Below are 20,389 nucleotides of genomic sequence, written 5' to 3'. Positions count from 1 at the left end.
CTGGCTTGGCCCCGGGCTCGCCCCCGGCATGCCCATCCGCGACGGAACCTCCAGCGGCCGGGCGGAAGACCGGCCGGAATCCAGCATGGCTCCCCCTCACCCAGCCGTGACGCCTGTCGTGACGCCTCCAGCGTCGCCGTCGCCACCACAGCGGAAGGCGTCAGCGGAGCGCCCCCGCCGGCGCTGTCACCTGCCCAAACGCGGCAGCGGTCTGGACGGTGGTGGCCTGCGCGGCGGCGGCCTGGGCGGCGGTCGCCACCGGAGTGAAGCGCAAGGTGCGCCACATCTGCGGCTCCTGCTCGAGCTGCTGGCGGCTCACCTCGCCGCGATACCAGCGCGACAGATGGGCCTCGTAGAACAGCCCGCTGTCCCGCACGCTGCCCTGCAGGCGCGCCGCCAGCGTAGCGGCCTGCGGGGGCTCACCCTCCCGCATCAGCGCCGCGGGGCTGGTCAACACGGAGGGCGGGGCGGGAAAGCGAATCAGCAAATCGGCGATGGTGCGCCCGGAAGGACTGAAGTGCGTCTGGGCGGAAGCCGGCGCATGGCCCCCGTCTGCTGCCGGGCGAGCGGCTATCTCGCGCTGGGGCGCAGCGGCGGCTCCCTGGGCGGGCAGTGGCGCAGGCCGCCGCCCTTCCAGCCGCGAGTCACTGTGCAGGGCGCGCGGCCCCTCGCCGGCCGCCACCGGCCGCACCGGCTCGTTGAGATCGCGAGGCGTGGGAATGTCGACGCGCTTGCCCAGCACCTGGTGCAGCAACGTATCCAATAGCGGCGTGATGCCGCTCACGGGGTTCCCGTACCGAACTTGTCGCTAGCGTCGACCACCACCGCCGCCTGCTTGCCGTAACTGCGATGCAGGTCGCGCTGGCGGCGGCCACTGTCCATCAGCCGACCCAGTTCGCTGCGACGCGCCATCAGCTGCTCGCGAATGGCAAGGTCGTCGGTCAGGATGGCTTCCAGCAGTTCGGCCTTGCGTACCATGTCATCGTCGCCAAGCGTCACCTCAACGTCGAGCTGCCGCAGCCGGTCGACAAGCTGCAGATAATCAGCCTGCTGCTCGATCAGCGCGTCCCAGTCGCCGGTCTCGGCCAGCACCAGCATGGCCGCCACCTGCTCCCTGAGGCGCCTATAACCATCGAGCACCACCCCGGCAGTGGACATGGCCATCTCAGCTCTGCGCTCCCGTGCCGCCAATCTCGCGCCAGGCCGAGGCGACATCTTCCAGCAGCCTTTCCGCCTGATCGAGGCTTTCCACGTCGTTGTGCAGGTTGGCCGCCAGCAGCAGGCGCGCCACATAATCGTAGAGCGAGCCGAGCCGCTCAGCGATCTCGCCGCCCTTCTCGGTATCAAGCGCCGCCGCCAGGCCGTTGTTGACGATATCGAGCGCCTTGGAGATGGCCTTGCCCTTCTCGGCGACATTGCCCGCCTGCAGGTGAATGCGCGCCGCCCGAATCGCGCCCTGGGCGCCATCGAACAGCATCACGATCAGCTGATGCGGGCTTGCGGACATCACGGCACTTTCCACACCAACGCGCGCATAGGCGCCGGCGCCACGGCCATAGTTGGCGGCTCCTCGCATGGCTGTCATGGCGAAACTCTCCTGTGGTTCTGGCTTCTTTTGCAGCGGCTCATACCGTCAGCAGCCGCTATTTCTTGCGCCCCAACTGGGCGTTCATGATGTCGAACTGCTGGAAAAGGTAGTCACTGACCTGATTCATGTTGGCGATCATGGCATCGAGCTGGCCAAACTGAACCCGATAGCGCTGGATCGTTTGCTCGATGCTGCGCTCCATGCGCTCGTAGCGATCCTTGAGCCCCGAAATACGCGATTCCAGGCCGCGCTTGGCGTTGTCCAGCAGGCCGCGGTCGCGCAGCACCTGATCCAGGGTATCGCCCAGCCTGCCGGCAAGCCCGCCCGACTTGTCTTCCCCGGCGAAGAACACGGAAAGGGCCTGGGGGTCGCTGGCCACGATGCCGCTCATCTTCTGTTCGTCGAGTTTCAGCGTACCGTCGCGCTGCAGCGAAATGCCGATGTCCGACAGCATGCGAAACTGACCTTCCCCCACCCCGCCGCTGAGCACGCCGCGCAGACGCGACTCCACGGTACGCAGTGCGCCGTCGCCGAGCAGCTCGCCGGCCGCCCCGGTGTCGGCATTGAACATGGTCAACTCGCCGACCGTCTTGCGCAGGTCGTTGTAGGCCTTGACGAAACCACCCACCGCTTCGCGGATGGCCAGGGTGTTACGCTCCACTACCACCGTGGTCTTGCTGCCATCCCCCGTCACCTCTTCAAGGTCCAGCGTCACCCCTGGATGGCGCCTTCCACGCGATTGGTCTGGCTGACGATGGCGATACCGTTCACCAGCAGGTTGGCATTGGCGGCGGCAACGGTCTGGCGCAGGCCAACATATTCCGCCGGGTATTCGTCGCCCTCTTCGCCGGGCGTAGGCGGCGCGAAGTCGAAGCGTGCATCGGTACCACCGCCCGCCAGCTCGAAGCGCATGCCGGTCACGGCGGCTTCGGTACCGGTCTTGGTGCTGGTCAGCACCAACCGGAAGGATGCTCCGCGCTGCCATCGTTGACGATGGAGGCGCTGACGCCCCCTTGGCCGCGTTGATCTGGTCACGAATATCCTTGAGCGAACTGTTCGCGGCAATCTTGATATCCAGCGGCGTATCCCGCCCGCCCAACTCGATCTTCAGGCTGCCGGCATCGAACCTGGCGGCCTCGGCGAACCCACCGGTCGCCAGGCTCTGCGCCCGCGCCAACGATTGCACCTTTACGTCGAAGCGCCCCGGCTGGGCTTCGCCGCTTGCCGCCGCCTTGACCCCGCTGCCGGTCACGTTGCTCGATACGCTCTGGAAGAACTTCGGGTCGTTGAGCTTGGCCGCCGACTCCTGCAGCTTGTTCAAGGCGCTCTGCAGCTTGCCGTAGGCCGAGATCTTGGCCTGGTGGCTCTGCTGCTGCCGTTTGATGGGCGCCAGCTTGCCACGCTCGGCGGCGTTGAGCTGATCGAGCAGGCCGTTGAGATCGAGCCCTGAACCAATGCCTAGCGAGCTTATCGTAGCCATGACGCTTCCTTCTTGATGCCACTATTCTGGCAGGCTTCGCGCCATGAGTTCCGGTGAAAAGCCCGCATTCCAAGGGTTATTTCGCTATATCGGCAGCAGGCGCACCCACTTTAGACGACGCCTTCCGCCCAGCACTCAGGTCGACACCGCCAGCTCTTCCACCATGTCACCCAGGCGAGCGGTGACATCGCCGCGCAGCACCTCGCCCAGGGCTTCGCCGGGCGGCACCATTGCATCGGTCAGCTGTACCTGGAACGGCTTGCCCTGCTGATCGAGCCGCTGCACCCAGGCCAGCGCACCGCCAGAGAAACGCACCAGCGAACCCACCGGGCGCAGCCCGAAGCGCTGCACGTAGCGCTTGACCCAGCGCGGATCGAACAGGTGCGGAGAGTGCAGCAGGTGACGATAGACCGCATCGATGCGCCAGGCCGGGCGGTCGGCCCGGCTGCGGCGCATGGCGTCCACCACGTCGACCACGGCGCTCATGCGCGCCAGTTCGGAAAGCCCTTTGGCAGAAGCGCCGGTCGGATAGCCGCTGCCGTCGAGACGCTCGTTGGAGCCGACCACTACCGCCTTGACGACCGCGGGCGAAAGCCACTGGCAGCGACCCAGCCGCTGCTGCAGCAGTTCCACGTGGGTCTTGAGCCGGGCGAACTCAGCGGGCTCTAGCGACGGCGCCGCCAGCAGTTCACCCGGCAGCAGCCCTTTGCCGAGGTCATGGATCATGGCGCTGGCCGCCAGCGCCTTGCGCACGTCGCGCGGCACGGCGTTGCTGCCGGCCAGCGCCAGCATGTGCACGGCCACGGCCAGGCCGTGGCGCACCAGCAGCGGCTCCTGCACCAAGCAGCGCGTGGCGAACTGCAGCGCTTCGATGTCCTCCTCGGCCAGCTGCAGCAGCATGTCGGCATGCCGCGAGAGCTGCACCGAGTCCACCTCATCGCCCTGCTGCAGCTCCAGCAGTTGCGCATCGAGGTAGCCCGCCACCCGTGCCAGGCGCCGCGCCATCGGCGTGGGGTAGTTCAACAGGTTGCGCCGGCTTACCGGCGGCGCGACTGCGGCCGACTGGCTCTGGAACAGCATCGACGGCAGGCGGCCGACGTCGGCCTCCTCGCCGTAGCGCTTCGCCTCGCGCTCGATCTCGCGCACGAAAAACCACAGTTTGCGCTCCTGGTCGGCGGTGCAGGCATCGAACTTGAAGCCCACCTTGAGCGTCTGCCGGTCGGCGTCTGCCTGCTTGTGGCGCGGCACCGCCTTGACCGTGAAGCGGGTGCCGTTGGGGAAGCAGAACTCGATCTCGAACAGCAGGCCGTCGGTCAGCAGGGCGGCGGAAGAAGCCGGCAGTTCGAGCAGGCAGCCCTCCTGCGACAGATCCTTGAGATCGCCCTGCGCCGAGGCTTCGCTGTCCGTCACTGCGCTACGCAGGATGGCGCCGACCTCCATGCCCAGGCGCAGGCGTGCGCGGTAGGCTTCACGGCGCTGCAGCTCTTCCAGGTAAAGGGGTACTCGCAGTAGCCGATCGTACGGCCCTGCTCGGCATCGAGGCTCATTGCCTTGAGGGAAGGCGTGCGAATCATCTTGCCCTGGAACTGCCCCAGCAGGCGAAACCCCAGCCCACGCTTGAGCTCACCCACCACTTCGCGGATGGCGGAAAGATCGACGGTGAGCGATTCGCCAGGCTGCTGCTCCATGACCACCACGGGCAGCGGCGCGCTCTCGGGGGCATCGAGCAGCAGCGAAGCGCCACCCGGCTGGATCAGCTGATCCAGCAGCGCCTCGATCTCGCCCGGGCTGGTCACCCGTATGAAGTCATCCTGGTGCGGCTCCATGCTTATCGCTCACCCCTTGGTTGCATCTCTCTTCCCTCCTGCGCGCCGCCCGAGAGAACCGGGCGAAAGGCACTCATCTATCGGCTGGCTGGAAGGCAACTTTAGCCTCTGCCGGGCGATAGCCCTGTCGTTCCAGGTAGGCGCGCAGCTGATCCAGTGGCATCGGCTTGGCGAAGTAGAAGCCCTGCAGCACGTCGCAGCCATGCGCCGCGAGGAAATCGCGCTGCTCGGCCTCCTCGATGCCTTCCGCCACCACCTCGAGCCCCAGGTGATGCGCCATGGAGATGATGCCCTGCACGATGGCGCTGTCGTGGGGATTGGTGGTTACCTCTCTGATGAAGCTGCGATCGATCTTGATCTTGCCGATCGGCAGCTGCTTCAGGTAGCTGAGGCTGGAGTAGCCGGTACCGAAATCGTCGATGGAGACTTCCACGCCCATGTCGCGCAGCTGGTGCAGGGTGGCCACCGCCGCCGCGGTGTCGTTCATCAGAATGCCTTCGGTCAGCTCCAGCTCGAGATAGTCCGGCTCAAGCCCCGTTTCCAGCAGCGCTCGCTTGAGCTTGTCGAGGAAGTTGGGCCGATGGAATTGCAGCGGCGACAGATTGACCGCGACGCGAAACCGGCCGTAGCCCTCATTGCCCAGGCGGCGCATGTCACGGCAGGCCTGGCGCAGCACCCACTCGCTGATCGGGGCGATCTGCCCGGTCTCCTCGGCCAGCGGGATGAACAGCCCCGGCGAGAGATAGCCCTTTACCGGATGCTTCCAGCGCACCAGCGCCTCGAACCCGGCCACCGACGCATCCTCTGCCCACAGCAGCGGCTGGTAGTGCAGCTCGAAGTCGCCCGCCTCGATCGCCTCCTGCAGGTCGTTGCGCAACGCCATGCGCGAACTCACCTCGGCATTGATTTCGCGGGTATAGCACTCCCAGGCGTTGCGGCCCTTCTGCTTGGCACGATACATCGCCATGTCGGCCTGCTGGATCAATTCGACGGGGTTCGCCAGCTCCTCCTTGAGGAAGGCGACGCCCACGCTGGCGCCGATATACAACTCATGCTCCTCCACGCGGAAGGGCCGTCCGATGCAGGCCAGCAACCGCTCCGCCAGCCTCAGGGCGGCGTCTTCGCTGCGCAGCTCCGGCAGCAGGATCACGAACTCGTCGCCACCGAAGCGGGCCAGCGTATCGCCGGGGTCCAGCTCCTTCGCCACGCGCCGGGCCACGTCGATCAGCACCTTGTCGCCCACCTCGTGGCCCAGGCTGTCGTTGATCGGCTTGAAGTCATCCAGGTCGACATACAGCACGGCCAGCTGGCGGCCGTGGCGCCGGGCCAACTGGACATCGTGCAGCAGGCGGTCCTCGAACAGGGCGCGGTTGGCCAGCCCGGTCAGGGCGTCGTGGCTGGCGTGGTAGGAGAGCTTCGCCTCGTAGGCCTTACGCTCGGAAATATCGTGCAGCACGCCGACGAAGTGGGTGACCTCGCCGGAGAAGTCGCGCACCGGCGCCAGGTAGAGGTTGTTCCAGAACGGCGTACCGTCCTTGCGGTAGTTGCACAGGGTGACGCTGAGCTCACGCTGCTCGGCCAAGGCGCGGCGCATCTGATCGATGGCCTGCGGGTCGGTTTCCTGCCCTGCAGCACGCTGCAGCCCTGCCCGATGATCTCGCTGCGCCGGTAGCCGGTGATGCGCTCGAACGCCTCGTTGGCATAGATCATCGGCAGGCCGGGCGCGCGCGCATCGGCGATGACGATGCCGTTGATGCTGGCTTCCACGCTGCGCTGCAGAATGCGCAGCTCGGTGTCTCGGCGGTGGCGCTCGGTCATGTCCTTGGCGATGCCGTAGTAGCCGATCACCTTGCCTTCGACCACCATCGGCAGATTGGTCAGGTCGAGATAGACGCTGTGTCCCTCGGCGTGCGACACCGTGAGCGAATAGCGAAACGCCTCCCCTCCCCGCAGCACGCAGTTGACCGCGCAGGCGCTCGCGGTCGGCCGGCTCGATCAAGGCATCGAAGTGCTGGCCGATCAGCGACTCCAGCCGGTAGCCCGTCACCTCGGAGCAGGCCGCATTGGCGCTGACGAAGCGACCTGCCAGGTCCAGCGAGAACACCGCATCCGGATGGTAGGTGAACAGCGAACGGTAGCGCTGCTCGTTTTCCCGCAGCGCACGGCGGTTCTGTTCGCGCTCCACCGCCAGCGACACCAGCTCCGCCGCCTCGACGATGCGCCGCCGGTCGCTGCGCTGAGGTTCGCCTGGCTGCGCGGAATAGATGGCGAAGGTGCCCAGCAGGCGGCCGTCGCTGGCCATCACCGGATAAGACCAGCAGGCGCGCAGGCCATGCGCCTCCGCCACGGCATGGTAGCCACGCCACTTCGCGTCCTCGGCGATGTTGGCGCAGACCACGAATTGGCGCAGGTAGGCGGCGCGCCCGCAGGCGCCGTTGCCCGGGCCGATGCGCACATCGCGCAGTGACTGGCACCAGCTTTCGGGCAGTGACACCGTGTACACCTTGCTCAGCAGCGTGCCGGTTTCGTCGCACAGCATGATCGAGGCGATGGCCCCTGGCGCCTGGGCTTCCACCAGGCGACACACGGCCTTGAGCGTGTCGGCCAGCGGCTGGTCACGGGCGATCATGGCCTGCACGCGCTGCTGCGCGCGCAGGTAGCGCTGCGCTTGCGCCAAGGCCAGCGAACGCCGCCTGCCCAGGCTGGCCATGCCAAGGCTGAACGCCAGCAGGTAGCTCAGCAGCAGCCCGCCCAGGGCCACGCTGAGCGGCATCAGTGCGGCCAGCGATACCAGGGCCGGCTGGGCGTCGTGCGCCTGAACCAGCAGCCTCACGCCGCCGGGCAGCACGATGGACGTGCTATGCAATAGACGCCCCGCGCCCGCCTGGGCCTGGCGGTTGTCGACCAAGGTTACATCGTTGCGCCACACCGTAAGCGCCAGCGGGGTGACCAGCGAGCTATGGTGATTTCTGGTGTATGGGAGGAGGTAGGAAGGGTGGCGTATCCTGTTGATTGATCACGACCAAGATCTCAATCAACATGAGTGGATACGCCATGACGGATTCTACCCTCCGGGCTCTTTCACAACCAGAACCCCCGGTCACTGACCCGCTGCACGAGCTGCTTCGTCAAGGTGCCCGTGACCTGATCGCCAAGGCCGTCGAGGCTGAACTGGCCACCTTCCTGGCACAGTACGCCGACCAGCGGCTCGATGATGGGCGCCAAGCGGTGGTCCGCAACGGCTACCTGCCCGAGCGCACCGTCCAGACCGGGGTCGGGGATGTCAGCGTGCAGGTGCCCAAGGTGCGCGACCGTAGCGGTGGTGGCGCTCGCTTCAACAGCAGTCTGCTGCCGCCCTACCTGAAGCGGGCCCGCAGCATCGAGGAGCTGATCCCCTGGCTCTACCTGAAGGGATCTCTACCGGCGACTACCAGGAGGCTTTGGCGGCGCTGCTCGGCGACCAGGCCAAGGGTCTGTCGGCCAACACCGTGTCACGGCTCAAGAAGCAGTGGGAAGACGAGCATACCGAGTGGAGGAAGCGGGACCTCGCCGACCGACACTACGTCTACTGGTGGGCCGACGGTGTGTATAGCAACGTCCGCATGGGTGACCGCCTGTGCCTGCTGGTGATCATTGGCGTCACCGAGCAGGGCCGCAAGGAGCTGGTGGCCGTCGAGGACGGCTTTCGCGAGTCGGCGGCCAGTTGGGAGACCTTGCTGACAGGGCTACGAGAGCGTGGCCTGGCCCAGGCTCCCAAGCTGGCAGTGGGTGACGGTGCCATGGGGTTCTGGGCGGCGCTGAGCAAGATTTACCCGGAAACCGACCATCAGCGCTGCTGGGTCCACAAGACGGCCAACGTGCTGAACAAACTGCCAAAATCGGTGCAGCCCAAAGTCAAGGCGGACCTCCATGACATCTGGATGGCCGAGACCCGCGACGAGGCACACAGGGCCTTCGATCGCACGGTGAAGCGTTTCGAGGCCAAGTACCCCAAGGCGATGGGGTGCCTGGCCAAGGACCGGGACGAGCTGCTGGCGTTTTACGACTACCCGGCAGAGCACTGGGTGCATATCCGCACCACCAACCCGATCGAGTCGACCTTCGCCACGGTCCGCCTGAGGACCAAACGGAGCCGGAACTGCGGCTCCCGGGCGACGACCCTGGCGATGGTCTTCAAGCTGCTCCAGAGCGCTCAAAAGCGATGGAGGAGGATCAAGCACTTCCAGAAGCTGGAACTGGTCGTCAGCAACGTCAAGTTCCAGGACGGGGAGCAAGTAGTTGATCAATCAGACAGGAATGCGGCCTGATCGCCATCCACCAGATTTGACGATAACTCGTGACCAGCACAGACAGCTCTCTCTCGACGAGACGGCGCAGATCAACCAGGGCCACTACCCGGCCGGCAGCAGGCTCGGGCAGTGGCACCACCACCAGGGTCAATTCGGGCCGGTCCCTGTCGGGCAGCACCCAGCGGGGTAAGGACCGCCTACCGCCAGCCAGTCGAGCAGCCAGGCGTCGCCAAGCTGTACCCACTCCGGCAGGCGCAGCTCGGCGTCACGGTCGCGTCCCGGGCCGAAGGTCTCGTCTTGGGCCTGCCAGTAGAGCGAGAGCAGTTCCGGCATGTCGCGAAAATAGGTCGTCGATTCCGTAGCACGGTAGGACGCCGGGGAAGCCCGCCAAGGTTGGCCCAGCGTTCGGCCAGGCGCTGCAGGCTGCGCTGCTGGCCGTCCACCGCGCGCTCGCTCGCTCCCTTGAAGTGGATGAGCAGCTCGGCGGCATGGCGGCGCTGGGCGTCGGCCTGCTGCCAGGTGAGCGCATACCAGGCCAGGCTGCTGGCCAGCACGCCGCCCACCAGCGCCAGTACCGCGGCGCGATTCAGCGCCAATGGCGCGGCGGAACGTCGGCTCAGCAGCAGCATGGCAGTGCCGCACAGCAACGCGGGAAGTGCGGTGAAGGGGGTGGTAAAGGCCTGGCCCCAGGGGCTGGGTATCACCAGATGCGGCCATACAACACTCAAGACGCTCAGCGCACCGATCAGGCAAATCGCGATACCGACCCAGAACCAGCCGAGGCGCGCCCGCGGGGTGGCGGTTCCGCCCATCAGGCAGGCCGATGCCATCAGCAAGGCGATGCTGGCAGCCGGTGAAAACGGCGCCGCCCCCAGCATCAGGAAATCCGCCAGCGAGGGCAGCAGAGCCGCCAGGGGGAAGAAAGACCAAGACCCAGCAGCAGCACGCCGCAGCCCTGCGCCAGACGCACGCGCTGCAGGGTGGCAGCCAGCAGGCCGCCTCCTACCAGCGTCATCACCGGCAGGCTGGCAGCGGAAGGCTGCCACTCGCCGGGCAGGTACCAGCCGGCCAGGCCGTTGATAAGCCCCATGGCCAGCAGCAGCACCGGCACCAGAACCAGCCACGTGTGTCGCGCCACCTGCTGCGTATTATTGGGCATACCGCCTAGACTCCCCGAGAAACATGAGAGTCATATCGGCAGGTGCGGCGAAAACTTGACCTGCTCAAGCGCAGGGCGCGTCGATCAATTCGACACGGTTACGGCCGGCATGCTTGGCCCGGTACAAGGCTTCGTCGGCGCGCTTCAGCGCCTCTTGGGGCGGTTCATCCTCACACAGGCGGGTCACGCCGATGCTGCTGGTCACAGGTATGCGCTGGCTGTCGCGGCTATAGAAGGCATGGTTTTCCACCGCCACCCGGATACGCTCCGCCACCTCGACCGCCCGCGCCGTGCCGCTGCCTACCAGCAGTACTACGAACTCCTCGCCGCCGTAGCGTGCGGTGCAGTCGTGCTTGCGGGTCTGACCAATGAGCACCTCGGCAAAGCGGCACAGTACCGTATCGCCCACCGAATGGCCGTGGGTGTCGTTGATGAGCTTGAAGTTGTCCAGGTCGAACATCAGCAGCGAACAGGGCACGGCGCCGGCTTCCGCCTGACCCTGGGTTTCCCGCTGCCAGGCCTGGATCTTGGTCAGGTGCACTTCCAACGCGCCGCGGTTGAACAGGCCCGTCAGCGGGTCGTGAGTGGCCTGGCGATAGAGCCGCAGCAGCAGGCTGAGCTGGAAGTGATTGGCCGCCAACGACACCATCAGCAGGCTGGAGAGCAACCACAGGCTCTCGACGCCGCGACCGGTCAGCCAGGTGGCATCCATCTGCTGCGAAAAGGCCAGCAGCCCCAGCATGGCCAAGCCCGCCGCAAGCGACTCCAGCAGCGTGAAGGGAAGACGCTCAGCGCCGCCACCAGCAGGAACGGGATGAAACCGTAGCCGACCAGGTTCTGCGCCTGGTCGGGCGGCAGCATGAGCAACACCAGCAGGTAGAACCCCGCCGGCAGCGCCAGCAGCATGCCGGCGCTGAAGCGAATGCGGCGGATGCGCTCGCCGCTGGTGTATGCCAGCAGCAGCACCGCCACCAGCCCCAGCATCAGCACGATTCGGCCGACCAGGGTGTAGCGCAGCAGCTCTGAAGGCAGCACCAGGGAGTCGACCACGATCCACAGCGGCGACAGCAGCGCAAAATCAGCCCCAGCGCCAGCACTCGGCTGCGCAGGTAGCGGGCGTGGGCAAAGGCGAAGTCGCGGGAATGGTGGCGGCTACTCAACGTGTCGCGCAGGGCGCTGAGCCCGACGAACAGCTCGTGGCCGACTTCCGGCGGCTCGGCCAGCACATCCAGGCGGCGGTTCTGATAGTGGCTCGGGTCTTGCGGTTGGCTATAGCGCATGAAGTGGCCTGCAGGAAGGAGTGCGGCACATGGCCGCGTGGCGAAAGCCGATAAATCGCTTCTTGTTGTATATCAGACGAATCGAAACATCACGAGGGTGCGAGAGTCGACGCGCGACAAGGATAGGGCTATTGCCAATTCAAGTCAGCCGCTCTATAGCCTGAAAACGGCCTTCTGCGGTGAAGACCAGGCGAAAGGTGCCGTGCACCCCTCCCGGGTGACCACCCGGCGCAGCGCCTCGGCGGGAAAGCGCACCCGCCGGCCATCCAGGCTGCGTGCCAGCACCAGCCCCGCCCGCCCCTCGTAGTGGGCCAGGCAGGCCTCGGCAGAGAGTTCCAGCACCACATCGATACTCGGCAAGGTAAGGCTCCCGGCGCTATATGCGCCCTTCTCAATCAAGGGCATTTGCCCGTATTCTACCTCGAGCCATCAGGCGGGGCGGAAGAACCCTGCCGATCCTTCCAGGCGCCCGGCGCCTTCACGCAGGAACTCCACAGTGAACCGCAACCTACCCTCTTTCTCAGCCCGCACGGGCATCATGGCGCTGGGCCTCGGCACCGCGCTGGCATTCGGCAGCGCCACCGCCCAGGAGCCCGACTGGTCGGCCTCGCCCAGCTACGGGAGCCATCACCTTGCGGCCGGCTTCACCCCTGACCCTGGGAACTGAACCTGCAGGCGGGAGGCTCCACGGAGGTGAACGGCAAGCTCGGGCCGGGCTGCACCGGCTTCATCATGGGCAGCGCCCCCGATGTCGACCTGCACTATACCCCAGGCAGCCTGCCGCTCTATATCACCGTCGAGGCCAGCAGCGACACCACCCTGGTGATCAACGCACCGGACGGCCGCTGGTACTGCAACGACGACTTCATCGGCCTGAACCCGCTGGTAATGTTCCAGAACCCGCAGAACGGCATGTACAACATCTGGGTCGGCGTGCACGGCAGCAACCAAATGCAGCCCGCCACGCTGAAGATCACCGAGCTCAACCCCGCCCGCTGATCGCCCCGCGCAGCAACACAGGCGGCAACTCCCCTGCCGCCTTCTAACTTGCCTGCAGTGACTCCACCTCGAACGCCACGATCTGGCGCCGCTCGCGGGAAAACTCCACCCCGACCAGGTGAATCGGCTTGCCCTGGCCGCGGTACTTGTCGGCGTAGCCCCTCGCCTTGATCTGCGCCAGGGCGCTGCCTTCGGGCAGCTGTTCCACCACCTTGAACTCGAACAGGTAGATATGCCCGGCGAAGTCCACCGTCATGTCGACCTTGCCGTGGTGGCTGGCATCCTCCACCGTCACGTTCACGCCCAGCGCGGCGAAGTGACTGTAGAACACGCTGGCATAGTGGCCTTCGTAGCGGGCGATGGGGTTGTTGCGGTACCAGTCGTGCGGAAGACCGGCATAGAGTGCCTTGAGGTGGGCTTCCAGTCCTGCGAGGTCATGGGCACACAGATGAGTGAACAACGTCTTGCGATTACGCGTTGCGCTCTCCATCCCCAATACTGGTAGCAATGCCAGGTTGAGGCTGGTTTCCACCTCCTGGTTAGGAAAACCCAAGGTGTAGAGCCGATAGCCCAGCATCGGCTCCTCGACCTTCTTCACCGTGAGATAGCCAGTCTGGAACAGCAAGCCTTCGGTAGTGATATCGTCGACGTCGAAGCGGCCTAGCAGATCAGGCTCGGTCTCCCACTGGTCCAGCGCGGGGGTGAATATGCCACGCTGCCTGAGCACCTCCACCAGAAAGGTAGGCGTGGCGCTCTCGAACCAGTAGGCGCCGAACTGGCGCTTCTGGAACAGCAGCAGCACGTCAAAGGGGTTGTAGACCGCAGTGACCTCTTGCCCGCCCCAGCGGTAGCCGTTGTACCAGCGGCGGATCTCGTCACGCTCAAGCCCCGGCAGCTCGGGGGCGAACACCGTGTCGATATCTTGGTCGCTATAACCGCAGATCGACGCATAAGGCGCATCGAGGGTGATGTCGTTGAGGTTATTCAGCCCCGAGAACAGGCTCACCTTACTGAACTTCGACACCCCAGTAAGCAGCACGAAGGCCAGGTGCGGGTCGGCGTCCTTGAGCACGCTGTAGAGGTTCTTCAGCCCCTCGCGCAGCTCGCGGGCGCGCTCGGGCTCCAATAAGTTGTCGAGAATTGGCTTGTCGTACTCATCGACTAACACCACCACGCGCCGGCCATACATTTCGTGGGCGCCGGAAATCAGGTCGGCAAACTCCCCCGGGATGTCTTCCGCCTGAGTTGCGTCGATCTGCAGCCGCTCTCGATTTTGACGTAGCAAGTAACGAATTCGCTTGTCGATATCTTCGCGGCTCTGCATCACCCCATCGGCAAAGCTTAGCCGAATCACTGGGTACTGAACCTGCCAGTCCCACTTGTCGTGGATATGGAGCCCTTCAAATAGCGCCTCGCGCCCTCAAACAGGCAGCGCAAAGTATCCAGCAGCAGGCTCTTGCCGAAGCGCCGCGGGCGCGAGAGGAAGTAGTAGCCCCCTCCTCCACCAGACGATGAAGCAGGGGCGTCTTGTCGACATAGTAATAGCCCCCTTCGCGAAGCTTATCGAAGGCTTGAATACCGATGGGCAGTTTCTTGCGAGCGGCAGCGGACATGGCGCCTCCAGGCATGACGGTGCGGCAGGCCGCCAGTGTAGCACCGCAGGCGTTCACGCAAGCCGTCCCTGATAACGCCTCACTTCCGCGAATGCTACACTGACGCCAGCTTGCTAGCCGATTAAAGGCAGGACCCATGCAGGATTCTACCAACCTTCAGGATGCCCTGGCCGAACTGGCGGCCCGCAGCGACGAAATCGCCGTACTTTGGCTCTATGGCTCGCGGGCCAAGGGCACCGCGACACCCCGCAGCGACTACGACCTGGCCGTCGGGTTCCGCAATTTTGAGACAGACCCGCTGGAGCGACGCTTGCGCCCGGAGCTGCTGGCGCAGGCCTGGCAAGATGCCCTGGGGCTACCAGAGGGCCAGCTTTCCATCGTCGACATCAACCTGGCGCCGCTGCCCCTGGCGCATGTGATCATCCGCACCGGGCGCGTGCTGCAGGCCAACGATCGCCTGCGGGTGATCCGAGAGGAGCAGCGCATCGGCTCCATGTGGGAAATCGACCACCTCTACCATCAGCGCCATTTCGCCTGATCGAACGAGCCTACCTCCTATGGAACACGAATATATCGACGCGATGCGGGAGCACCTGGCGACCCTCGCAGAGGAGCTGGAGCAGCTATCGCAGGCCGCCGCGCAACCCGGTGGACTGAGCCCACTACTCTACCGGGCCGCCGAACGCAACCTGCAGCTGCTGACCGAGGCCTGTATCGGCATCACCAAGCAACGCCTGAAAGCGCTGGGGCAGGCGGTGCCCAGCGACGCAAGGCAGGCCTTCGCCAAGCTGCACCGCCTTGGTCACGATGACAGCGGCACACCCTGGAACAAGGTCATCGGCCTGCGCAATGCCTTGGTTCATGACTACCTGAATCTGGATGCCGGCATCGTGGAGAGCATCATCCGCCAGCGCGACTACCAGCGGCTGCTGGCGTTTGCCCAGGCACAGCTCCAGGGGTAAGGTCACGGCTAGGCAATGATGTCGACGTGATCGACCTGCGCCAGGCTTCCACCATACTCCAGCATCAGGTCGTGACCCGCGGACAGCGGTTGTGGCACCGTGGCCTCGACAGTGACGAGTTCGAATTGACAGTACTGAGTGAATATTGGGACTGGGCCCTTAAACGGCGCGACCTGCTCGCGGATATCAAGCAGCGGGGTAGCGTCTATGGCCGACGATGCCGGCCAACGGAGCGGCACTAAAGCGACTCCACCTCAAACGCCACGATCTGGCGCCGCTCGCGGGAAAACTCCACCCCGACCAGATGAATTGGCTTGCCCTGGCCGCGGTACTTGTCGGCGTAGCCCTTGGCCTTGATCTGCGCAAGCGCGCTGCCTTCGGGCAGCTGTTCCACCACCTTGAACTCGAACAGGTAGATATGCCCGGCGAAGTCCACCGTCATGTCGACCTTGCCGTGGTGGCTGGCATCCTCCACCGTCACGTTCACGCCCAGCGCGGCGAAGTGACTGTAGAACACGCTGGCATAGTGGCCTTCGTAACGGGCGATGGGGTTGTTGTGGTACCAGTCGTGCGGCAGACCGGCATAGAGTGCCTTGAGGTGGGCTTCCAGTCCTGCGAGGTCATGGGCACACAGATGAGTGAACAACGTCTTGCGCTCACGCGTTGCGCTCTCCATCCCCAATACTGGCAGCAATGCCAGGTTGAGGCTGGTTTCCACCTCCTGATTAGGAAAACCCAAGGTGTAGAGCCGATAGCCCAGCATCGGCTCCTCGACCTTCTTCACCGTGAGATAGCCGGTCTGGAACAGCAGCGCCTCGGTGGCGATATCGTCCACGTCGAAGCGGCCTAGCAGATCAGGCTCGGTCTCCCACTGGTCCAGCGCGGGGGTGAAAATGCCACGCTGCTTGAGTACCTCCACCAGAAAGGTAGGCGTGGCGCTCTCGAACCAGTAGGCGCCGAACTGGCGCTTCTGGAACAGCAGCAGCACGTCAAAGGGGTTGTAGACCGCAGTGACCTCTTGCCCGCCCCAGCGGTAGCCGTTGTACCAGCGGCGGATCTCGTCGCGCTCAAGCCCCGGCAGCTCGGGGGCGAACACCGTGTCGATGTCCGCATCGGTATACCCGCAGATCGACGCGTAAGGCGCATCAAGGGTGATGTCGTTGAGGTTATTCAGCCCCGAGAACAGGCTTACCTTGCTGAACTTCGACACTCCGGTAAGCAGCACAAAGGCCAGGTGTGGGTCGGCGTCCTTGAGCACGCTGTAGAGGTTCTTCAGCCCCTCGCGCAGCTCGCGGGCGCGCCCGGCTCCAATAAGTTGTCGAGAATCGGCTTGTCATATTCATCTATCAGCACCACCACGCGCTGGCCGTACTTCTCATGGGCCTGCTGGATGAGCTCTCGGTACTGACCGGCGATGGAGGTGTTCTGCAGCGAGAGCTGCAGTCGTTCCTTTTCAGCGCGCAGCAATTCTTCAATATGTCGATCCAGCGCTTCACGGCTGGTCAATACCCCATCGGCGAAGCTCAGCCGAATCACCGGGTGCTGAACCTGCCAGTCCCACTTGTCATGGATATCGAGCCCCTCGAACAGCGCCTCGCGCCCCTCGAACAGGCAGCGCAGGGTATCCAGCAGCAGGCTCTTGCCGAAGCGCCGCGGGCGCGAGAGGAAATAGTACTTCCCCTCTTCCACCAGTCGATGAATCACCGAGGTCTTGTCGACGTAGTAGTAGCCGCCTTCACGAATGTCGGAAAACGTCTGGATACCGATGGGCAGTTTCTTGCGAGCGGCGGTGGACATGGCGCCTCCAGGCATGACAATGCAGCAGGCGCCAGTGTAGCACCGCAGGCGTTCAGGCGAGCTGTCCACGATAACGCTCATCAGGGTGCCAGGCGGAACCGCGACCGCAGCGACCCTTGCGAGGGGCTGCTGAAGCTACAGGTTGAGAGGCCGGTCTCGGGTAGCGCTGCGTTTCGGCAGTGAACTCATCCACATGCACCGCCTGCACCACGGCAAGCGGTGAATTGGCTTACGCGGCGCGGATTACTCTTCCGCCGACTGCCCAAGCGTACCCAGCCGGGTCTGCTTGACGAAATAGCGGCCTTCCTGGTCATCGATCTGCGTCAGGGCGTTGCGAGCCATGACCACCCCCATGCGCGCTTCCTGGCGCAGGAAGACGACCTCGCCCGGCGCCACGTCGATATCGACCGACGCCCAGTTCTCGGCCTTCGAATAGACGGTGTGGCGGCCGGGGCTCACGGGGAAATAGATATGCTGCTTGCCACGGGTATGGCCCACTTCCGATGACGGCTGCTGGTCGTTGAGGAACACATTGAAGCGCACCAGGGTGCCCTTCAGTTCCGGGCGAACCACGTACACCATGCCTTCGTTTTCCTGCGGCTCCTGCGGCAGCACGAAGCCCGCCAGCTCAGCCTGCATAGTGGCGGATGAAGGCGCCTTGGCGGCACAGCCGGTTATCAGCAGCAGCAGCACCAGCGCTGCGAAAATCTTCCCCTGCCGACTCAAATGCATCATCTTTCCTTTCATGCCTTGCTCCTTGGTTGCGAATTGAAAACGCCAGGCTCAACCTGGCCATTTTCCTATCGGCATTAGGCATGAAAACTTTAGGTAAAACGAATAAAGGGTAAAACTGGGCAGGTAGACATGCCTTCGATCTGGCTAGGAGACCGCTCAAGCACCCTACAGGCCGCTCGAGTTCAGCATCGCCAGGGTATGCGCCCGCTGCTGTTTCACGGCATCATCAAGAATGGCCAGCAGCTTCTCGTAGTCTTCTGCCAACTTCTCCTCCATGCCGGTGGCTTCGAAGCGGTCGATGGTCTGCTGGGTGTCATCAATAAGGCCTTGAAGCTCATCGATGACCTGCTGGTGCTCGTCCGGCGTCATGGCCACCTCGACTGGAATGTCAACGGGAAGAAAAAGTGAACCGAGATTGAGGGGCAAATCGATAGGAGAGCTGTCTCCGGTGGCCGGCGATAACTCAATGATCGCTGAACAGCTCTTCCAGCGTACCCGCAGTCAGGATCTTGCCGACCCACGCATCCAACTGGTCATCGCTGGCCTGCGTCAGGCGTTCTTCCGCCCAGTCAGACACGCCACCAAACTTCAGCTCGATCAACTTACGCAGGGTACCCTCGATGCCTTCGTGACGGCCCTGTTGGCGACCTTCCTGACGACCTTCCTGACGACCTTCCTGCCGTTCCTTTTTCACCAAGTTCTCTAAATTCTCTGCCAGCATGTCCTTGTCCTCTACCAGGCTGTTTAGCTGTGCCAGATCGAGCTCGGCACCAAGCCACTGCAGGTGGCGCTTGAGCCAACGCGTGATGATTCGGTCGATGCGCTGCTTGTTGGGATCGGCCCGGATGATAACAACGACACGGTCCACGGCGCGCTGCAGGGCTTCCCAGCTCTGGCCGGCGTTTTCCACGCTGAACACGCCGCTTAGCGGGTCTGGCGCAGCCCCAAGTCTTCGTCAGTGTAGCGCCCTTCGTCGATCAGATAGTAGCGCATGTGTGGCTGATAGACCCGCAGGAACGCGGGCGGTTCCGGCTGCACCATCTCGAAGATATCCCGCGGGGCCGTCCAGGGTTTCGAGCCGTTGTAGAGCACGATGGGCAAGATCGGCGGCAAGCCTTGACCCGGGGTGACAACCTTCTGTTTGAGTAGCTCGCTATAAAAGCAGGCGACATAGTGCATTAGCCGGATCGGCATGGTGCGATCCACCGTGGACTGAAACTCCAACAGGATATAGAGGAAGACACGCTGGGGCATTCCCTCCCAGGTGATCTCCACTGACCACACCACGTCTTCGAACTTCTCCTCGAACAACGGCGTGATGTAGTGGCCGCTGTGGTTCTGGAGCGTGGCGAAGTCCATCAGCGCGGCGATCTCGGGCGGGGCGAAGCCTTCGATCAGTTGCTGAACGAACTCCGGGTAGCTGAACAGCTCCTTGTAGCCGGTGTCGTGGTGGTTGGCGGCCATGCACCCTCCTTTCAGTTGCGGCCAGTCTACCATGACCGGCCGCGACTCCAGCGCCACCCCTACGACTGAAGAAGTGTCACGCCGCCCGCCGCTCGAACATCTCTCGCGCCGCTCGCATGCCTCGCAGATGGCGTGCCTGGCGGGCGGCGCAGCAGGCGCTAAGGCTGGCGGGCGTGCCTACGGCGCTGCCGAAGCGCTTGAGCAACGTGGTGGAAGCGGAAATGAAGGCCTCGGGGTCAATGTTCAGCCGCTCGAGAAGCCGCGGCATCCGCTCCTCGATCAGCCCCCGCTTGTTCGCTCGCTGGCAGCGGCCGGTGGTCTCGACCAGCTCGAGATACTCCTCCAGGCCGAACGGGATGGCATTGGGCAGCTGCGCCGTGGCATCGAAGGGCATCAGCGGCGAAAGCGGCAAGGTATCGCACCAGGCCGGTACGTTGGGCGCCGCGGCTTGCGCCGTTTCACCCTCTCCCGCCGGCACGGGTTCGCTCTCGGGCTTCAGCCCGGCAATGCGCTCGGCCACCGAGGTATGCGCGGAGCCCTCCGGCGTCTCGGCGATGCCGGCGCGGATGGGATTCAAATCGACATACGCCATGGCGCTGAGGACCGCCGCCTCGTCGAGCAGCGCCTGACTCTTGAAGCGCCCTTCCCAGAAGCGCCCCTTCGCGCCGTCCTCGACGTTGGCCTGGCGGGCGATGGACTCGTTGAGCACCCGCATGAACCAGGAGATATCGGCCAGCCGCTCGCGGTAGGTGGCTGCCAGATTCGCCACCGCCGCCCTCTCGGCCGGCAGCTGTTCCGCTCCGGCACGATAGCGCTGCACCAGCAGCGGCCCGGTAAACAGCGCTGTCCAGCGCCGCAGCACCTCGTCATTCGACCACTGTGTCGCCCGCGGCGCATCTACCCGCACCACCCGCACCACCCGCACCACCCGCACCACCCGCACCACCCGATGTTAATGATTGCTCATCACCGCGTAGGCGGCCACGTCGATGGCGAACACCCCGGCCAGCTGATGCAATCTGTCGGCGATCCAACCGCGCCGATGCTCATAGCACTGGCCGCTGACGGAATCGGTGCCACACAGAAAGGCCCTGCGCACGCAGCGGTTAACGAGGTGATACCAGGGCGTGGCATCCAGCGAGACGAGCGCGGCACGGGGCTGGGTCATGGCTGTGTCCGATGGGTGGAGATTATTTC

The 20,389-nt window shown here is 64.5% G+C and carries 26 protein-coding genes and 6 pseudogenes; 5 read left to right on the top strand and 27 right to left on the bottom strand.

Annotated features, from left to right (window positions below; genetic code table 11):
• Window positions 1-160: 160 nt before the first annotated feature.
• The 11 genes and pseudogenes from ACUDAL_RS06060 to ACUDAL_RS06010 form a co-directional block, all read right to left on the bottom strand.
• The gene (locus ACUDAL_RS06060; RefSeq protein WP_444677491.1) at window positions 161-784 is read right to left on the bottom strand and encodes a hypothetical protein; all 624 of its coding nucleotides are present in this window, start codon (window positions 782-784) and stop codon (window positions 161-163) included.
• On the bottom strand, window positions 781-1,164 hold the full coding sequence (locus tag ACUDAL_RS06055; RefSeq protein WP_444677490.1) for a flagellar protein FliT: 384 nt from the start codon (window positions 1,162-1,164) through the stop codon (window positions 781-783). The genes ACUDAL_RS06060 and ACUDAL_RS06055 overlap by 4 nt, the downstream gene beginning before the upstream one ends.
• Window position 1,165: 1 nt before the next feature.
• Window positions 1,166-1,585 (bottom strand): flagellar export chaperone FliS, encoded by a 420-nt coding sequence (fliS, locus tag ACUDAL_RS06050; RefSeq protein WP_444677489.1) that lies wholly within the window; start codon window positions 1,583-1,585, stop codon window positions 1,166-1,168.
• Window positions 1,586-1,643: 58 nt separating this feature from the next.
• Window positions 1,644-2,303, bottom strand: a complete 660-nt coding sequence (gene fliD / locus ACUDAL_RS06045; protein WP_444679322.1) for a flagellar filament capping protein FliD — start codon at window positions 2,301-2,303, stop codon at window positions 1,644-1,646.
• Complete coding sequence (locus tag ACUDAL_RS06040; RefSeq protein ID WP_444679443.1) at window positions 2,300-2,545, bottom strand: hypothetical protein; 246 nt, start codon at window positions 2,543-2,545, stop codon at window positions 2,300-2,302. Before ACUDAL_RS06040 ends, fliD begins: the two co-directional genes overlap by 4 nt.
• Before the next feature lie 103 nt (window positions 2,546-2,648).
• Window positions 2,649-2,981: pseudogene (locus tag ACUDAL_RS06035) on the bottom strand (flagellar cap protein FliD N-terminal domain-containing protein); the annotation flags it as partial.
• A gap of 222 nt (window positions 2,982-3,203) precedes the next feature.
• Window positions 3,204-4,508, bottom strand: a complete 1,305-nt coding sequence (locus tag ACUDAL_RS06030; RefSeq protein ID WP_444677488.1) for an HD domain-containing phosphohydrolase — start codon at window positions 4,506-4,508, stop codon at window positions 3,204-3,206.
• Entirely contained in the window at window positions 4,475-4,894 is a 420-nt protein-coding gene (locus tag ACUDAL_RS06025; protein WP_444677487.1) for a hypothetical protein, read from the bottom strand. The genes ACUDAL_RS06030 and ACUDAL_RS06025 overlap by 34 nt, the downstream gene beginning before the upstream one ends.
• A 73-nt stretch (window positions 4,895-4,967) precedes the next feature.
• Window positions 4,968-6,503 (bottom strand): annotated as a pseudogene (locus ACUDAL_RS06020) (putative bifunctional diguanylate cyclase/phosphodiesterase); the annotation flags it as partial.
• A gap of 56 nt (window positions 6,504-6,559) precedes the next feature.
• Window positions 6,560-6,712 (bottom strand): annotated as a pseudogene (locus tag ACUDAL_RS06015) (hypothetical protein); the annotation flags it as partial.
• A 97-nt stretch (window positions 6,713-6,809) separates the two neighbouring features.
• Window positions 6,810-7,523: pseudogene (locus ACUDAL_RS06010) on the bottom strand (GAF domain-containing protein); the annotation flags it as partial.
• Between the two features lie 410 nt (window positions 7,524-7,933).
• Here ACUDAL_RS06010 and ACUDAL_RS06005 point away from each other — a divergent pair.
• Window positions 7,934-9,201 (top strand): annotated as a pseudogene (locus ACUDAL_RS06005) (IS256 family transposase).
• Window positions 9,202-9,380: 179 nt separating this feature from the next.
• On the opposite strand, the gene ACUDAL_RS06000 reads toward ACUDAL_RS06005, so the two are convergent.
• From ACUDAL_RS06000 to ACUDAL_RS05975, 6 genes are all read right to left on the bottom strand, one after another.
• Window positions 9,381-10,061 (bottom strand): hypothetical protein, encoded by a 681-nt coding sequence (locus tag ACUDAL_RS06000; protein WP_444677486.1) that lies wholly within the window; start codon window positions 10,059-10,061, stop codon window positions 9,381-9,383.
• Complete coding sequence (locus tag ACUDAL_RS05995; protein WP_444677485.1) at window positions 10,061-10,342, bottom strand: hypothetical protein; 282 nt, start codon at window positions 10,340-10,342, stop codon at window positions 10,061-10,063. Before ACUDAL_RS05995 ends, ACUDAL_RS06000 begins: the two co-directional genes overlap by 1 nt.
• Before the next feature lie 64 nt (window positions 10,343-10,406).
• Window positions 10,407-11,084: a GGDEF domain-containing protein gene (locus ACUDAL_RS05990; RefSeq protein ID WP_444677484.1), complete on the bottom strand. Its 678-nt coding sequence runs from the start codon at window positions 11,082-11,084 to the stop codon at window positions 10,407-10,409.
• The gene (locus ACUDAL_RS05985; protein WP_444677483.1) at window positions 11,036-11,377 is read right to left on the bottom strand and encodes a hypothetical protein; all 342 of its coding nucleotides are present in this window, start codon (window positions 11,375-11,377) and stop codon (window positions 11,036-11,038) included. The genes ACUDAL_RS05990 and ACUDAL_RS05985 overlap by 49 nt, the downstream gene beginning before the upstream one ends.
• The gene (locus tag ACUDAL_RS05980; RefSeq protein ID WP_444677482.1) at window positions 11,326-11,622 is read right to left on the bottom strand and encodes a hypothetical protein; all 297 of its coding nucleotides are present in this window, start codon (window positions 11,620-11,622) and stop codon (window positions 11,326-11,328) included. The genes ACUDAL_RS05985 and ACUDAL_RS05980 overlap by 52 nt, the downstream gene beginning before the upstream one ends.
• A gap of 153 nt (window positions 11,623-11,775) precedes the next feature.
• Window positions 11,776-11,982, bottom strand: a complete 207-nt coding sequence (locus ACUDAL_RS05975) for a DUF2835 family protein (RefSeq protein WP_444677481.1) — start codon at window positions 11,980-11,982, stop codon at window positions 11,776-11,778.
• Window positions 11,983-12,118: 136 nt separating this feature from the next.
• Between ACUDAL_RS05975 and ACUDAL_RS05970 the strand changes: the two genes are divergently transcribed.
• The gene (locus tag ACUDAL_RS05970; protein WP_444677480.1) at window positions 12,119-12,289 is read left to right on the top strand and encodes a hypothetical protein; all 171 of its coding nucleotides are present in this window, start codon (window positions 12,119-12,121) and stop codon (window positions 12,287-12,289) included.
• Window positions 12,290-12,315: 26 nt separating this feature from the next.
• Window positions 12,316-12,621, top strand: coding sequence for a hypothetical protein (locus ACUDAL_RS05965; protein WP_444677479.1), 306 nt, complete (start codon window positions 12,316-12,318; stop codon window positions 12,619-12,621).
• Window positions 12,622-12,664: 43 nt separating this feature from the next.
• On the opposite strand, the gene ACUDAL_RS05960 is transcribed toward ACUDAL_RS05965, so the two are convergent.
• Together ACUDAL_RS05960 and ACUDAL_RS05955 are read right to left on the bottom strand one after the other, a co-directional pair.
• Window positions 12,665-13,111, bottom strand: coding sequence for a PD-(D/E)XK nuclease domain-containing protein (locus ACUDAL_RS05960; RefSeq protein ID WP_444679321.1), 447 nt, complete (start codon window positions 13,109-13,111; stop codon window positions 12,665-12,667).
• A 564-nt stretch (window positions 13,112-13,675) separates the two neighbouring features.
• Window positions 13,676-14,234: pseudogene (locus tag ACUDAL_RS05955) on the bottom strand (AAA family ATPase); the annotation flags it as partial.
• Between the two features lie 136 nt (window positions 14,235-14,370).
• On the opposite strand from ACUDAL_RS05955, the gene mntA reads away from it, so the two are divergent.
• The gene (gene mntA / locus ACUDAL_RS05950) at window positions 14,371-14,772 is read left to right on the top strand and encodes a type VII toxin-antitoxin system MntA family adenylyltransferase antitoxin (protein WP_444677478.1); all 402 of its coding nucleotides are present in this window, start codon (window positions 14,371-14,373) and stop codon (window positions 14,770-14,772) included.
• Between the two features lie 19 nt (window positions 14,773-14,791).
• Window positions 14,792-15,196 carry a type VII toxin-antitoxin system HepT family RNase toxin gene (gene hepT / locus ACUDAL_RS05945; protein ID WP_444677477.1) on the top strand — a complete coding sequence of 135 codons (405 nt, stop codon included), beginning with the start codon at window positions 14,792-14,794 and terminating at the stop codon, window positions 15,194-15,196.
• Between the two features lie 238 nt (window positions 15,197-15,434).
• Here hepT and ACUDAL_RS05940 read toward each other — a convergent pair whose 3' ends face one another.
• The 8 genes from ACUDAL_RS05940 to ACUDAL_RS05905 form a co-directional block, all read right to left on the bottom strand.
• Window positions 15,435-16,454: a PD-(D/E)XK nuclease domain-containing protein gene (locus tag ACUDAL_RS05940; RefSeq protein ID WP_444677476.1), complete on the bottom strand. Its 1,020-nt coding sequence runs from the start codon at window positions 16,452-16,454 to the stop codon at window positions 15,435-15,437.
• A 14-nt stretch (window positions 16,455-16,468) separates the two neighbouring features.
• Window positions 16,469-16,993 (bottom strand): AAA family ATPase, encoded by a 525-nt coding sequence (locus tag ACUDAL_RS05935; protein WP_444677475.1) that lies wholly within the window; start codon window positions 16,991-16,993, stop codon window positions 16,469-16,471.
• A 243-nt stretch (window positions 16,994-17,236) separates the two neighbouring features.
• Window positions 17,237-17,740, bottom strand: coding sequence for a DUF2846 domain-containing protein (locus ACUDAL_RS05930; RefSeq protein WP_444677474.1), 504 nt, complete (start codon window positions 17,738-17,740; stop codon window positions 17,237-17,239).
• Window positions 17,741-17,893: 153 nt separating this feature from the next.
• Complete coding sequence (locus ACUDAL_RS05925) at window positions 17,894-18,097, bottom strand: hypothetical protein (RefSeq protein ID WP_444677473.1); 204 nt, start codon at window positions 18,095-18,097, stop codon at window positions 17,894-17,896.
• Window positions 18,098-18,191: 94 nt separating this feature from the next.
• Entirely contained in the window at window positions 18,192-18,647 is a 456-nt protein-coding gene (locus ACUDAL_RS05920) for a hypothetical protein (protein ID WP_444677472.1), read from the bottom strand.
• 5 nt (window positions 18,648-18,652) lie between these two features.
• Entirely contained in the window at window positions 18,653-19,192 is a 540-nt protein-coding gene (locus ACUDAL_RS05915) for an Rpn family recombination-promoting nuclease/putative transposase (protein ID WP_444677471.1), read from the bottom strand.
• Window positions 19,193-19,268: 76 nt separating this feature from the next.
• Window positions 19,269-20,129, bottom strand: a complete 861-nt coding sequence (locus tag ACUDAL_RS05910; RefSeq protein WP_444677470.1) for a hypothetical protein — start codon at window positions 20,127-20,129, stop codon at window positions 19,269-19,271.
• A 15-nt stretch (window positions 20,130-20,144) separates the two neighbouring features.
• The gene (locus ACUDAL_RS05905; protein ID WP_444677469.1) at window positions 20,145-20,360 is read right to left on the bottom strand and encodes a hypothetical protein; all 216 of its coding nucleotides are present in this window, start codon (window positions 20,358-20,360) and stop codon (window positions 20,145-20,147) included.
• Window positions 20,361-20,389: the final 29 nt, after the last annotated feature.

It is taken from the genome of Halomonas sp. E19 (genome assembly GCF_052439355.1).
Lineage (GTDB): Bacteria > Pseudomonadota > Gammaproteobacteria > Pseudomonadales > Halomonadaceae > Halomonas.
The sequence above is the reverse complement of the archived record's forward strand: the minus strand, read 5'-3'. Positions and strand labels throughout refer to the sequence as shown.